General features: G+C 44.3%; 14 protein-coding genes. 9 read left to right on the forward strand and 5 right to left on the reverse strand.

Annotated features, from left to right (window positions below; genetic code table 11):
- The first annotated feature begins 187 nt into the window (after nt 1–187).
- Complete coding sequence (locus EWV84_RS04520) at nt 188–1,471, forward strand: TldD/PmbA family protein (protein WP_287076725.1); 1,284 nt, start codon at nt 188–190, stop codon at nt 1,469–1,471.
- A 268-nt stretch (nt 1,472–1,739) separates the two neighbouring features.
- Here the strand turns inward: EWV84_RS04520 and EWV84_RS04525 are convergent, their stop codons facing one another.
- The gene (locus EWV84_RS04525) at nt 1,740–3,422 is read right to left on the reverse strand and encodes a hypothetical protein (RefSeq protein ID WP_287076726.1); all 1,683 of its coding nucleotides are present in this window, start codon (nt 3,420–3,422) and stop codon (nt 1,740–1,742) included.
- A gap of 190 nt (nt 3,423–3,612) precedes the next feature.
- Here EWV84_RS04525 and bchD point away from each other — a divergent pair, with 190 nt between their 5' ends.
- The 6 genes from bchD to ispD all read left to right on the forward strand — a co-directional run bounded on the left by bchD (nt 3,613) and on the right by ispD (nt 10,001).
- Nucleotides 3,613–5,613 carry a magnesium chelatase ATPase subunit D gene (bchD, locus tag EWV84_RS04530; protein WP_287076727.1) on the forward strand — a complete coding sequence of 667 codons (2,001 nt, stop codon included), beginning with the start codon at nt 3,613–3,615 and terminating at the stop codon, nt 5,611–5,613.
- 401 nt (nt 5,614–6,014) lie between these two features.
- Nucleotides 6,015–6,518, forward strand: coding sequence for a hypothetical protein (locus tag EWV84_RS04535; RefSeq protein ID WP_287076728.1), 504 nt, complete (start codon nt 6,015–6,017; stop codon nt 6,516–6,518).
- 10 nt (nt 6,519–6,528) lie between these two features.
- Complete coding sequence (locus EWV84_RS04540; RefSeq protein WP_287076730.1) at nt 6,529–7,419, forward strand: hypothetical protein; 891 nt, start codon at nt 6,529–6,531, stop codon at nt 7,417–7,419.
- Between the two features lie 183 nt (nt 7,420–7,602).
- Nucleotides 7,603–8,280 carry a hypothetical protein gene (locus tag EWV84_RS04545; RefSeq protein WP_287076731.1) on the forward strand — a complete coding sequence of 226 codons (678 nt, stop codon included), beginning with the start codon at nt 7,603–7,605 and terminating at the stop codon, nt 8,278–8,280.
- Between the two features lie 498 nt (nt 8,281–8,778).
- Nucleotides 8,779–9,177 (forward strand): DUF1824 family protein, encoded by a 399-nt coding sequence (locus tag EWV84_RS04550; protein ID WP_287076732.1) that lies wholly within the window; start codon nt 8,779–8,781, stop codon nt 9,175–9,177.
- 143 nt (nt 9,178–9,320) lie between these two features.
- The gene (gene ispD / locus EWV84_RS04555; RefSeq protein ID WP_287076733.1) at nt 9,321–10,001 is read left to right on the forward strand and encodes a 2-C-methyl-D-erythritol 4-phosphate cytidylyltransferase; all 681 of its coding nucleotides are present in this window, start codon (nt 9,321–9,323) and stop codon (nt 9,999–10,001) included.
- On the opposite strand, the gene EWV84_RS04560 is transcribed toward ispD, so the two are convergent.
- Nucleotides 9,996–10,613, reverse strand: a complete 618-nt coding sequence (locus tag EWV84_RS04560; RefSeq protein WP_287076735.1) for a serine O-acetyltransferase — start codon at nt 10,611–10,613, stop codon at nt 9,996–9,998. The genes ispD and EWV84_RS04560 overlap by 6 nt on opposite strands.
- Nucleotides 10,614–10,888: 275 nt before the next feature.
- Between EWV84_RS04560 and EWV84_RS04565 the strand changes: the two genes are divergently transcribed.
- Entirely contained in the window at nt 10,889–11,839 is a 951-nt protein-coding gene (locus EWV84_RS04565; protein WP_287076736.1) for a glycosyltransferase family 2 protein, read from the forward strand.
- A 103-nt stretch (nt 11,840–11,942) separates the two neighbouring features.
- On the opposite strand, the gene EWV84_RS04570 is transcribed toward EWV84_RS04565, so the two are convergent.
- Complete coding sequence (locus EWV84_RS04570; protein WP_287076738.1) at nt 11,943–12,209, reverse strand: type II toxin-antitoxin system HicB family antitoxin; 267 nt, start codon at nt 12,207–12,209, stop codon at nt 11,943–11,945.
- A 102-nt stretch (nt 12,210–12,311) separates the two neighbouring features.
- The gene (locus tag EWV84_RS04575) at nt 12,312–12,554 is read right to left on the reverse strand and encodes a type II toxin-antitoxin system HicA family toxin (RefSeq protein ID WP_287076740.1); all 243 of its coding nucleotides are present in this window, start codon (nt 12,552–12,554) and stop codon (nt 12,312–12,314) included.
- A gap of 180 nt (nt 12,555–12,734) precedes the next feature.
- Between EWV84_RS04575 and menB the strand changes: the two genes are divergently transcribed.
- Complete coding sequence (gene menB / locus EWV84_RS04580; RefSeq protein ID WP_287076741.1) at nt 12,735–13,568, forward strand: 1,4-dihydroxy-2-naphthoyl-CoA synthase; 834 nt, start codon at nt 12,735–12,737, stop codon at nt 13,566–13,568.
- Between the two features lie 281 nt (nt 13,569–13,849).
- On the opposite strand, the gene EWV84_RS04585 is transcribed toward menB, so the two are convergent.
- A partial coding sequence (locus tag EWV84_RS04585) for a zinc ribbon domain-containing protein (protein ID WP_287076742.1) occupies nt 13,850–14,154 on the reverse strand: 305 nt, incomplete at its 5' end.

The following is a 14,154-nucleotide window of genomic DNA, read 5'->3' on the forward strand; positions in this document are numbered from 1 at the left end:
TGTCAGACTTAAGCAATTAAGCGTTTTTCGCTATCTGCGTCAACCCCGTTCAGCGACCACCCTAAAAAAGTGGCGTGGTGAGGAATCGCCGTCCGTTTTACGGCGGCGAGGATGTCAATAGCAGCGTTTGCGCCGAAGTGCCGGGGCTTGAGATAATCAGATAGCTATTATCTCAAAAACTATCACCATGACGATCGATCCGCAACAACTCATCGAACTAGCTCTCAAATCGGGAGCGGTGGCAGCCGAAGTTTATCAATCTTCCTCCCTTTCCCATCCCGTTTTTTTTGAGGCTAATCGTCTCAAACAGCTAGAAAGCTCCGAATCCGTGGGAACTGCCTTAAGATTATGGCGCGAGGGTTGTCCAGGGTTAGCGGTGGGTTATGGTGATGTGGAACCTGAAATTTTAGTAGAAACGGCGTTAAATTTATCCTATCTCAATGCCCCGGAAGAAATCGAATTTTCGCCACCACGACGGGCAATCTATGACCCGATTGGGCAAGATGTGGCGGTAGAATCTTTAATCGAGATGGGTAATCAAATGATTGGCCAAATTCGCCAAGTTTACCCTGAGGTTATTTGTAGTGGTGAATGGGAATGTGAACGGGAAATCACCCGTTTAGTTAATTCTCAGGGTTTATATTGTCAATATACCGATACAGCTTTGAGTTATTATGTGGGGATTGAATGGGTGCGGGGGGAGGATTTTCTAGCGGTTTATGATGGGGAATATACTCGCAGTACACCTCATCCCGAAACGGTAATTAAACAGTTATTGCAGCGACTACAATGGGCAGCAAATAATGTGAATAGTCCCACGGGGAAATTACCAATTTTATTGACCGCTAATGCAGTTACCCTGTTATGGGGTACGGTGGCGATGGCTTTAAATGGGAAACATATCTTAGAAAAGTCCTCGCCCTGGAGTGATAAAATCGGTCAATTGGTGATGTCAGAAAAGTTGACTTTATCCCAACAACCCCAGCGAGAACCCTATAGTTGTCCCTTTGATGATGAGGGAACTCCCACCAAATTTTTATCTTTAATTGAGGGAGGTAGAGTTAAGGAATTCTATAGCGATCTTACCACGGCCAGATTATTAAAAACTCCTCCGACGGGAAACGGTTTTCGTCCTGGTTTAGGCGTTTATCCCATGCCAGATTTGGTTAATTTAATCGTTGCACCGGGAGAGGGAACTTTAGAGGATTTAATCTCGCAAATAGATGAAGGCTTAGTTATCGACCAAATTTTAGGTCATGGGGCCGATATTTCAGGCGATTTTTCTGTCAATATCGATCTGGGTTATCGCATAGAAAAGGGCAAAATCACCGGGCGAGTTAAAGATACAATGGTGACGGGAAATGTTTATACAGCTTTGCAGAATTTAATCGCTTTGGCATCTGATAATCAATGGAATGGCTCCTGTTATACTCCCTCGCTAATTGTTGATAGTTTATCGGTGGTGGGGTAAAAATGTTATCAGTTATCAGTTATCAGTTATCAGTTATCAGTTATCAGTTATCAGTTCACCGACTACTTTTTGGGGTTAATTTTTTTGGGCTTTATTTGACCTGAAAAGAGGGGGTCGCAGGCAGGCACGGATTCCCATTATATAAGAAATTATCTGTCAAGTTGCGGGGTTTTGTCAAGCTTTTTTGGAAAAAAAATTTAACCGAAACTCAAGGGGAGAAAATTGTCGGCAGAGATATTATTTAATCTCCCCTGGGAGTCGGTATTTTTTAGCCCGGCATTAACGCTTTAGTTGCCGAGGCACCAAGGCGATTTAATTGCCGATTAATTTGCCATCCGAGGAGGGTTAAACCCAACCACTGACTGAAGATTGCCAAAGCGAAAGAGGGAAGTGTAGCGTATTTAGTAGCGGCAATGGGAAGAAAAGTAAAAAACCATAAAAGCGGAGATTGACTGGGATTAACTCGCAAGACAGCGAAACAGAGGAAAGGGAAAATAATCAAAATGCCGATGCTACTGGCTGCCAGCAAAGCGCGCTTATTTGTGCTGGCTAACATCAATAATTGGGCGATAGCGGCATAGACTAAAATCATGTTCATTGCCAAGAGAAACCCGGCTGCAGTGGCTAGTTTATATTCATGGAGAGGGGCGATAAAAATAGCGGGAAGGATGAATAAAATGGCAATGGCGACGTTAATAGCCATGGCTAGGGTAGAAGGGCTTTTTTCGCCAAAGATTACAGCTTTCCCCAGACTAATGCCCGTTTTTTCTTGCAGATGACGATAGCGCGCCCAATCTTGGATAGTTTGACGAGGGGGAGTGAGGGCAAAAAGGATTAACAAGCCAAAAATCGCCACAAAAACGCTAAGAATCGCAAAATTATCGAAAATATAGCTCGTTTCCAGAGTTTGGAAGACAAAACCCAGGCTAATAGCGCTAAAACAACCCATCATCCAGTAACTTTGGGGTTTACTAACAAGAGTAGCGAGGGGATTATGGAAGCGACGCTGGATAATTCTGGTTAACCCGTAGGTGCAGAGGGCAAAATTGAGCAAAATTAAACTAATACCCGTTGTAACCGATTGCCAGAGAGATTGACCGTACCAACGAAGGTCGAAGACTTGTGGGATTCCTAGATAGCGTACCGCATCGGGGGGGAGAAAGGTAGATTTAACTAGATAGGGAAGGACAAAACTAGGATTAAAGAGAATTAACCAATCAAAGGGGGTACGGGAACCGCCATAGCCCGATAAAGTAACAATAGTGCTATAAAACACAAAGAATAAAACTGTAGCGCTGCCCAACCAGGGCTGAAATCCCCCTAACCATGGCGTGGCTAAAGCGAAACTAAGGGCGGCATGATAGAAAAAGGCACAACTAGCGATTAGAACCCCGTAGAAGGCTAAAATTAGGGATAAGGGAATACCTGCTAATAAACCCGCTCCCAAGTGAAAGGGTAAAGCGAGAAGACAGACGAGATAGAGGAGAATGGGAACCCCGAAAATTTTGCCGATAAAAATCGTTTTGGCGGGTTGGGGACTCAGACGGATAAAATTAAGTGTACCCCGGCGTTCTTCCCCGGAAAGATCGGCGATTAATTGATAGGTTCCCACCACTAAAAGAGCGAAAATACCGGTAATACTCAGAAAAGTGAAGATATCTAACCACCATAACCGGGAGATAATCATCCATTGACCATTTAAGTCTTGGATACAGTATTTAAGCCCACTATAGGGATAATAGTCGTTGTTATTGGGGGGATTAGCGGTACAGTAACGACTAAATCCCGTCCCTACCGGCAAGAGATTTTGATAGTACAAGTAAACTAATAATTGACCAACGAGGGAGATAACCGAGGCGATCGAGATATTTTTCGGGGTTAATCTTCCTTGCCATTCTCGCATAATTTGCGGGTTAGTTTCCGTAAGGCGATCGATTATTGTCGCTATCATATTTTTGTCCTCTCTACAGCCGTTATCAGGAGCTAATCCTAGATTAACCCGGCAACTTGTCGATCGGTTCAGGGATGAAGAAATCCATCGAGATGCGGCTAAAATCTGAGTTCGGGAATCAAAAGAGGAAAAGTGCCAGACCAGTGAGCTTCTGTTTTACACTAGAATTTGGCCGCCTGAATCTAGATCTATGCCCACTCTGACCCTCAATTTTCCCCTAACTGCCGTTGTCGGCCAAGAAGCGATTAAATTAGCCCTACTCTTAGCCGCCGTGGATCCCGCTCTAGGGGGTGTGGTAATTGCCGGTCGTCGGGGAACCGCCAAATCAGTCATGGCGCGAGCGATACATTGCCTACTGCCACCGATCGAAATTATTGCGGGTAATGTCTTTAATTGTGATCCCAATAATCCCGACGAATGGGACGATCGCACCAAAGAAGAATATAGCAGTGGAGAAGTCGCCACGGAAGTTATCCGGGCCCCTTTCGTGCAGATTCCCCTAGGAGTGACCGAGGATCGTTTATTGGGTTCCGTCGATGTGGAAGAATCGGTGAAACGGGGGGAACCGGTCTTTCAACCCGGTTTATTAGCCAGCGCCCATCGGGGAATTCTCTACGTCGATGAAATTAATCTACTTGATGACCAAATTGCTAACCAATTACTAACAGTTTTAAGCGAAGGGCGCAACCAAATTGAACGGGAAGGCATCAGTTTTCAACATCCCTGTAAACCAATCCTGATCGCTACTTATAACCCAGAAGAAGGGGATTTACGAACCCATTTATTAGATAGAATTGCCATTGCTCTTTCCGCCGATGGTGTCCTCAGTTTAGACCAACGAGTAACCGCCGTCAATCAGGCGATCGAGTATGCTGTTTCTCCCACCGCTTTTATCGCCCAATATGCCCAAGAAATCGATGATCTAAAAACCGAAATTATCTTGGCGAGGGAATGGTTAAAAGAGGTAAAAATTAAACCAGAACAAATTAGTTATCTAGTGGAGGAAGCGGTGCGCGGTAGGGTGGAAGGTCATCGCGCCGAGATTTTTGCCGTGAGGGTAGCCAAGGCCGCCGCTGCTTTAGAAGGTCGGGATTTAGTCAGTGCCGATGACTTAAAAAGAGCCGTCGAATTAGTTATTGTACCTCGATCGCTGATTACGCCACCACCCCCAGAACAGGAACAACAACAACCACCGCCACCACCGCCACCACCGGAACCGCCCCAAGACGAAAACCAGCAGGAACAGGAAGAAAAAGAGGAGGAGAAAGAGGAAGAAAAAGAACCGGAACAGCCCGATAATCTGCCGGAAGAATTTGTTTTCGACCCGGAAGGGGTTTTACTGGATCCCAGTGTGCTGTATTTCGCCCAGATGGCCCAGCGTCAGGGGAAATCGGGGGCGCGTAACCTGATTTTCTCGGAAGATAGGGGCCGTTATATTAAGCCGATGTTACCCCGGGGCAAGGTGAAAAGAGTCGCCGTCGATGCCACTCTCCGGGCGGCCGCCCCCTATCAAAAAGCCCGTCGCTTAAGGAATCCTGAACGTCGTGTGATTATAGAAGAAGGGGATCTGCGCTCAAAACGGTTGGCCCGTAAGGCCGGTTCTTTAATTGTCTTTGTCGTCGATGCCTCCGGTTCCATGGCGCTCAATCGGATGCAGTCGGCCAAAGGTGCGGTTATGCGTCTGTTAACGGAAGCTTACGAAAATCGCGACCAGATTGCCCTGATTCCTTTCCGGGGTGAGCGAGCAGATGTACTATTGCCACCGACCAAATCGATTACCCTAGCGAAAAAACGTCTAGAAACCCTGCCCTGTGGCGGCGGTTCCCCCTTAGCCCACGGTTTAACCCAAGCGGTTCATGTGGGGATGAATGCCCGTTTATCGGGGGATATCGGTCAAGTGGTGATTGTGGCGATTACCGACGGTAGAAGTAATATTCCTTTGGCGAAATCTTTGGGCGAACCGATTCCGGAGGGGGAAAAACCGGATATTAAGGCAGAACTGCTCGATATTGCCGCTAAAATTCGCTCTTTAGGCATTAAACTGCTGGTCATCGATACGGAGAAAAAATTCGTCTCCACTGGTTTTGCCAAAGAATTAGCCCTAAAAGCCGGGGGTAAATATTATCATCTACCCCGGGCCACGGAACAAGCGATCGCATCTATGGCGCGAGGGGCAATTGCGGGACTGTAGCTGGGGTTTGCGGCAAAAAGTTTTTCGGTGGTGGCAGGGTGTGGGGTGTTAGCCTCAACTCCAATCCCCGCTTGGGATTTACTTCGACCAAGCCCAAAATCGCTGAAACCCAGATATATCAAGGAAAATCATAAATCGAGGTTAACCCTTTGTCCCGTAATGGTTTGAGCCTTTTTTGCTGACCGAAAACGCATAAGTCCCACTAACGGAAGATTTTTGATTTTTGCAGGAGAGCTAATATTGAGATGTACTCCTAAAAATTAGTTATTGACTGGAATTTTGCTGATTTTCTGTTTGTTTCCCGGTCTGGTGTGAGAGAATCTAGAAAAACTTAACAATAATCAGCAATAAGCGAGAGATATACTACAAACAAACATTAGTAAGTTTTAATTAAGAGAACTATGAGCTTTCGATTTGGCAAAATCTTGATAGCAGGGGTATTGGCGGTACTTTTGCTAGTAACTTCCTGTGCTAAAGCTCCCTCACAATTTGACCAAGCGCAACAAGAAAGTACCGCTCGCGGGGCGGCGGCAGTGGTGAAAGAATCCACCTCTGGCGGCAGTTTTAATCGGTTTTTCCCGCCTTCTGGGGGAGGATACGAGCGCGTCTATACCCAGGAGAAAAAAGGCTTTGCTGAGGCAAAACTGAAGCAAGATGGCAAAGTTCTGGCTATGTTAGCCATATCTGACATCAGCAATAATCCCGCGGCGGCCAATAAATTCCAAGACAGTCAAACCACAATTAAAGGTTTTCCCTCTGTCGAACAGGGTGCAACCGCCACCGCCGTTTTAGTCAATAATCGCTATCAAGTCAAGGTTTTATCGCGGGATGCCGATTTTTCCGCCAGCAATCGCCAAGCTTGGTTAGCTAAGTTCGATTTAGATGGTCTAGCAAAATTAAAGTAAGGAGACATCCGTGAGTAAGCCAATTTTTGAACTGGTGGACGAATTACCGACTAATAATCTCACCGTCAAAGTTCTCAAAACCCTTGATTATGTCGTGCCGGGACAGTGGGATAACCTAGTCGGGTTTAAAAATACGATTATCACAGTCACCGGCGAAACCGACGAAAGTATGATTCAACAGATTGGCGATCGAGCCGTTTGGTTGTTTAATGATAAATCCCAGGGCTATCAACGGGCGCTCTGGCTCTACCAAACCATCGACAGCGCCGATAATGCCCTAGCCGCCGCCTCTCTTGCTAATGCCGTCGGTGGTAAAATTCCCCTCATGGGCGGTTTAATCGAAAAATTAACCCCTGCCCCCGAAAAAGCGCAAACCATCGATCTAACCTTGAAATTAGTGACAGAATTAGTCGCTTTTTGTCAAATTAATGGCATTCCGGGGGATAGTATCGATGATTTCGTCACTTCTCTGGCAGATTATAGCGGCGAATCCCTGATGCGGATGGCGGCGTTAGTTTGTTTGGATGGTTTAATTCCCCTGGGGGGCAGTTTTATCCGGAAAGTGGAATCGGGCCTCAGCATTCTCAGCCCGGAAGAATTAGAATCTAACTCCACTTTCGGCAGTATTAAAGAATTGATTCCGGGGGGAAATACTGCCAGAAAATTAGACTTTATCGGTCAAAGTTTCGACTCCACTAAAGGTTGGATGAGTGGTTTTGTCAGCGATCGCAGTTTGAGCCAGCAGGGATTATTGAGCAAAATTCAGGGATTTATCGACTTTTCTGCCGATAAATTGGTATATGTTGGGGCATTCCTCGATATGACGACTAATTACTATGAACATACCGGTATTCAAACCCTGGCTCGTCGTTTAATCGAAAGAGCCGTGGCGGAAATTTAAGTGGCACCGGGGGCAGGGATGGACAGACCGATACCAAATCGGTTTTTAATAGCATGATTAAGTCCCAATTCAACTTTAAAAACCCAGTTATGGATTGTTTCCCCCTGCTCCGGCACTCACCCACTTTCCTATACCTTTTCAAGAGGATTTAGTACAATATACCCTCCTTAGCCCCTCAAGGTCATGAATCAGGCACAACTTATCCATGCCGCTAAACAGCAAGATCCAGCCGCTATTATTGCTCTACTTAACCAAAGTCTCTTAACCACAAAAATAGAGGTTGTTGAAGCCACCCCGCAAGAAAATGTCCTGACTCTAAAAGTTCAATCCAAAAATATACCCAATCAACACAAGTTATTACCTTTTTTGTCGGCAGAAATCAAAAGCTTGAGCATCGATGGATTAGAACAAGTGATCGTTTACGGTATGACCGAGGCATCCGATATCCCCGCTTGGCAAGAATCGATAACCCTGAGTCAAGATGATTTAATCGTCAATCATGTCACTAAATTAAACTCTTTGCCGACAATAACCGAAGAAATCGCCGAAAATGACCGAGAAGATGCCCCAGAAGCTTTGGAAGACTCTGAAACAACCGAAGAAAAAGCCCTAGAGACACCGGAGGAGTTCACTGAAGCTGCTGAGAATATTGTGGAGACTGGTGAGCGATTTTCCCTATCTCATCGGAGACACTCCTCTTTTCCCCTCAGTATAATTTTGTCTTACCTAGCGATCGGTTTTGGTGCTGGAATTATTATAGGTGCTTACTTTGGCTATCAAAAAGCAGTGAGTGATACTAAATCCGTTGAGCATAGGCTACTTATGAGGACAGGCACTCATTCAATGGTCAATGGGCAATAGGCAATAGGGGGAATAAATAGGGTCTGCTGAAAAAGTTTTTCGGTGGGTGTGGGGTGTGGGGTGTGGGGTGTGGGGTGTGGGGTGTGGGGTGTGGGGTTTTACCAGTTTTGAGATGGCCAATTACCTAATTTTCAGGGAAAAAGTGCCTAAATTTCCCCCCGATCACTGCCATATCCAGTACTTTTTGATTGACAAAAGGTCTAAAAGTCTTACCCAACAAGGTTTTTAGCTTTATTCAGCAAACCATAAATAATCATTCTTTAATAACCGGATTTAGTGTGAAATGCCCGCACAACCCGGAGCGCTCGAACAACCCCGATAAATTTTCCTGTCCCCAACCTGATATGATCGAAATTGGCGATCTTACGATTAAGACCAATGCAAAATTTTCCTATCTCTAAACCCCAATGATTTAGGGCTTTTTTTCTTGGGAATTTGTCGGTAAGGACAGCAGCAACAGTTTATTTTTTATCTTTAGCCACACATATCTAACCGCTCATGTCTATTGAAGAAGCCTTGAAACTCCTAAAAGAATATGGATGTATTCAACTAAAAATTGCCCAATCCCCTGAAGAAGAAGAAGCTCTAAGACAGGCAATTTTATTAGTTAACCAAGGTTCGGAATCAATTAATTTAGGTATCTGTGCCGATAACAATGAAGAGGGATTTAAAGCCCTGAAAAGTTATCTACAAGCCCTGGGATACCCCTTACCTAATAGTCTCCCAGAAGACCCCCCAGAACAGGGAGCGGTGTATATTAAATACAATACCCGAAGACAAGCTTCCTATCTCGATTCCTATACGGGAACCTATCGCGGTGTCCTGGTTTCTTGTCAGTCAGAAAATGATCAATTAGTCGGTACTTATGGTCACTTTCCCCTCGATTTATTCTCTTAAGAGGCATAGTTTTTGGGTTATTTAAGCGATTAACCATCAGCCGGACAGTGATTACTGTTTACAAATAAGAGGCAAAAAGCTCCCCACTCCTGTCCACTGAATTCTCTTTCCTGACTCTTGTTAACTTTTTACCTGAAAAAAATATGTATTTGTTAATTCCAGCAGCGGGAATGGGTAAACGGATGGGCAGCGATCGCAATAAGTTACTGCTCACCCTGCACGGAAAACCGCTCCTCGCTTGGACTTTGCTGGCTGCCATGCAATCCAGGGCAATTATCTGGATTGGGATTATGGCACAACCGGAAGACTTTGAGGATATCCGAGAAATTATCACCGCCATAAATGCCCTTAAACCCGTGCAAATCATCCAAGGAGGCGAAACCAGACAAAAATCGGTTTATAATGGCTTACAATCCCTACCAGAGGGGGCCCAGACGGTTTTAATTCACGATGGGGCGCGCTGTTTAGCCACTCCCGAATTATTCGATCGCTGTGCCGCCGCTTTAGCCACTTGTCAGGGTTTCATTGCGGCGATTCCAGTGAAAGATACGATTAAAATTGTCGATAGCAAGGGCTGGATTGAGGATACACCGGATCGCTCGCGGTTGTGGGCGGCCCAAACGCCCCAGGGTTTTCAGGTAAAATTATTAAAAGAATGTCATGAACAGGGCCGAAAATTAGCTTGGGAAGTCACCGACGATGCCGCCTTATTAGAAAAATGTGGTTTTCCCGTCAAAATTGTCGTCGGTGAAGAAACTAACTTAAAAATTACTACTCCGGGGGATCTGGCCATTGCCGAATATATTTTAAGTCAACGTTTATAATTTTTCATCTACTTTAACCCCATCGCGTTTAATAATACGAGCGGGAATACCCACCACCACACAATTAGCTGGAACATCTTTGACTACCACTGAATTTGCGCCCACGGTGACATTATCGCCGATGGTAATGTTTCCTAAGACTTTAGCGCCGGCGGTAATCCTGACATTATTGCCAATTTTGGGGCGACCGCTTTTATCTTTATACCCAATTGTTACCTGTTGATTAATCCAACAGTTATCGCCCAAATCCGCCATAACAATCGTACTAAAACCGTGTTGAATAAATAATCCTTTGCCAATCGAACAGGAAGAATCTAGAAATAAATAGGAACTTTCTTGATAGAAAAACCTAAGAATATACATAAAAAAACGGCTGAATGAACCACCTTGAAAAAGACGACAATAATATAAATTTCTAAATTCTTTTGCCTCCAGACACAGAGCTAACAATTGTAACCAATCTGCTCTTTTTTCCCGGTCTAATAACTCTACCCAACGCCGCACATCACCTAAGATAAGCTCTCGATTATTAGCTACCTGAAAAGCAATGATTAAGGGTGAGAGCCAAAGAATACCCACATAGAAAAATAATTTTCGGAAGAAACTTTTCATCGTTGGTCTAAAATAAGGGTTCTTCGGTTTGTCTTATGCAACGGACAGGATTATAAGAGATGAAACCCTTATAAAGAAAGACATTTGGCGATTTTTGTCAATTGTTTTCGGTCTAGAGCGAACTAATCAATTAAATCTCTTGCCAGATAAGGATTTAGTCGATTTATGCCCCCCTATCGAACCAGAACAAGTAACGAAGAACCGCTTTGTTGCTATTGATTATAGTAGTATTGTAGGGAATAGTTCAACCGTCCCCCGTTTATTGGTCTCCAACGATGTCAACTATCTTGCAGTTCTTTCCCGAAGTATCCGTGATCGTGCCAGTTTATAACGGAGAGAAAGATCTACCCCCTCTAATTGATTGTTTAGCCAAACAGAGCTATCCCCGTCAATTAGTTGAATATATTTTAGTTGATAATAATAGTAGCGATCGCACGGCAGAATTATTAGGAAAGGCAGCACAAGAACAGAGGGGACTGAAACTGATCATTTTAAGCGAAAATCACATACAAAGCTCCTACGCTGCTCGCAACAAAGGGATCAAAAGCTCTCGTTATCCTTTTCTGGCCTTTACCGATGCCGATTGTCGTCCCGCACCGCAATGGTTGACAGAATTGATCCAACCCTTTAAAGATCCTAACATCGGTCTGGTAGTGGGTGAAATTGCTGCGTTAACTGGTTCCACTTGGTTGGAAAATTATGCGGAACGTCGTCACTTTATGTCACCAAAATTTCTTTTAGAACATTCTTTTTGTCCCTACGGTCAAACTGCTAACCTCGCTATTCGTCGAGAAGCTTTTCAAAAAGTTGGTTTATTTCGTCCTTATTTAACTACCGGTGGTGATGCCGATATCTGTTGGCGTATTCAACAACAAACCGACGGGCAATTAACCTACGCACCAGAGGCAATTATTTACCATCGTCATCGTTCTACCTTAGAAGACTTAAGAAGTCAATTAAAACGTTACGGGCGCTCGAATCGCTATCTTCACGAATTGTATGGTGTCGAATTGATGCGACCTTTAACCAGTCAAGAGTTATTTTTTACTCTCGGTCGTTGGTTATTAAAAGAGCTACCAAAAAATACTCTCAAGTTACTGTTTGGTAAAGCAGATTTAGTAGATTTATTGGCTACTCCCCTCGATTTAATTGGGTTTCAAGCTCGCAGCGAAGGACAAGCCACGGCTAAACTACCCGAAAAAGCTAAAGAAATCGAATGGCTTTAATTCAGTTATCAGTGACCAGTGATCAGTTATCAGATATGAGTTTTCAGTTCACTGATTACAGCAAAAAAGCCCCCTTCTCCCTTTATCAGTTTTTCGAGGCTTTCTAGAAACTCTCTACCTCACATCTGATATTTGTAGAGGGTAAGGGAATATGATCACCATATTCATAAGCTGTTTCTAGCCAAAGTTTGCGAGCATCATCAATATTAGCTAAGGTTTCCTCTATGGTTTCTCCCTGAGTGAAACATCCCGGAAGGTCTTTAATTTCCGATACATATCCCCCCTGATCATCAGGATAAATTGTTATTGGATATTTTAACCCCAAATAAAACTCTAATGATTCAAGCTTAGTTTTATTACTTCTACTCATATTTTTACCTCTTTAAAGTTAGCAAATAGGATCAATATATTTTGAATAAATACCCAGAAAACATCAGGAAGAGAATCAGCTTTAAACTTTATTAAACTTTATTTAGTTAATGGATTCCAATTTAAGTAATTTAATAATTTGTTTAATATAGACTTTTTTGACTTTTTGTCCTCCCTTTTTAGGGATTGTTTGCATTCGTCCGTCTTCATGGCGAAAAATATGATGACTACCCGTAGAACGAACTTCTAAAAATTCAAATGCTTCTAAAATCTGCTTGACATCTTCAAATTGAATCTCAGGAGGTTGAGATAGCAAAAATTTGATTAACTTCTGGATTTTGGACATAATCAGTTTCCTTTAACTTTGCGTTTTTCATGGTTTAACTGATTCCCTAAATTCTTGATAGCATCTATTATAGCATGATTGACAAATTGGCGTGCGTGCCTAGATTACCTATTGCGATCATTAATCTCTGAGGGGGACAAAATGAGGTAAGGTAAAAAAGCTGTGCCTATAACCGAGACTATGAGCGTTGAATGGCAATCCGTCAAAACCTACGAGGATATTCTTTACCATAAATGGGGGGGAATCGCCAAAATCACTATAAATCGCCCCCATAAGCGTAATGCCTTCCGTCCGAAGACAGTTTTTGAGCTTTACGACGCTTTCTGTGATGCTCGCGAGGATGCGCGCATTGGGGTGGTATTGCTCACGGGTGCAGGTCCCCACAGCGACGGCAAATATGCTTTTTGTTCCGGCGGCGATCAGACGGTGCGCGGTCAGGCGGGTTATATTGGCGATGATGGCGTACCCCGGCTCAATGTGCTGGATTTACAGAAATTAATTCGCTCCATCCCCAAGGTAGTTATCGCGCTGGTGGCAGGTTATGCGGTCGGGGGCGGTCATGTTTTGCACTTGGTTTGTGATTTAACCTTAGCAGCGGATAACGCCGTTTTTGGCCAGACTGGTCCGAAAGTGGGCAGTTTTGACGGCGGTTTTGGCTCTAGTTATCTGGCCCGGGTGGTCGGTCAGAAAAAAGCTCGCGAGATTTGGTTTCTCTGTCGGCAGTATAACGCTCAACAAGCTTTAGCAATGGGTTTGGTTAACCATGTGGTCCCGGTGGAGGAATTAGAGCAGGAAGGGATTAAATGGTCCTTAGAAATTCTCGAAAAAAGTCCCTTGGCGATTCGCTGCCTAAAATCGGCTTTTAATGCTGATTGTGATGGTCAAGCGGGTTTACAGGAGTTAGCGGGTAATGCCACTTTACTCTACTATATGACCGCCGAAGGAGCCGAAGGTAAACAGGCTTTCCTAGAAAAACGTCCCCCCGATTTTAGTCAATATCCTTGGCTACCCTAATCAGTTATCGGTGAACAGTAAACAGTGGGAAGAAAGCAGAAAACTGCCAGATAATACTGCTCACTTAATACTCCCTACTCCTACTGATCACGATCACTGATCAGCTATGCTAGTTTAGAGAGAGTAGTTAGGTTCGGTAGCAGCATTGGTTTCAAACAGAAGTGGTTTTTCCCTGATGGCCTTGACTGGGTTGTGTCCGATCTCCTTCTCGAAATGGCTGTAATATTGGGAGACAATCCTTGACATCCTCACCGCCGTAAACGGACGGTGATTCCCAAACCTCACGATTTAGGTTTCTGCTTCTTTCCCTGGCGGGGTTCCGCACCTGCCGCCCCAGTTTTGCTCTGTTCTGGTCTTATGGTCGCGACCCGGACTGACACCGCAAGTCCTGCGGCCAAAATGTTTTTACTGGCGTTAATATCTCGGTCATGGTGCGTCCCACAGTCTGGACAGTCCCATTCTCGAACATTTAACGGCATTTTCTCAGCAATATACCCGCAATTACTACACCTTTTAGAACTAGGAAACCATCTATCTATTTCGAGGTAATTTCTCCCATACCAACGGCATTTATAGGCTAATTGTC

This window comes from Microcystis sp. M_QC_C_20170808_M3Col (assembly GCF_007095505.1).
Lineage (GTDB): Bacteria > Cyanobacteriota > Cyanobacteriia > Cyanobacteriales > Microcystaceae > Microcystis.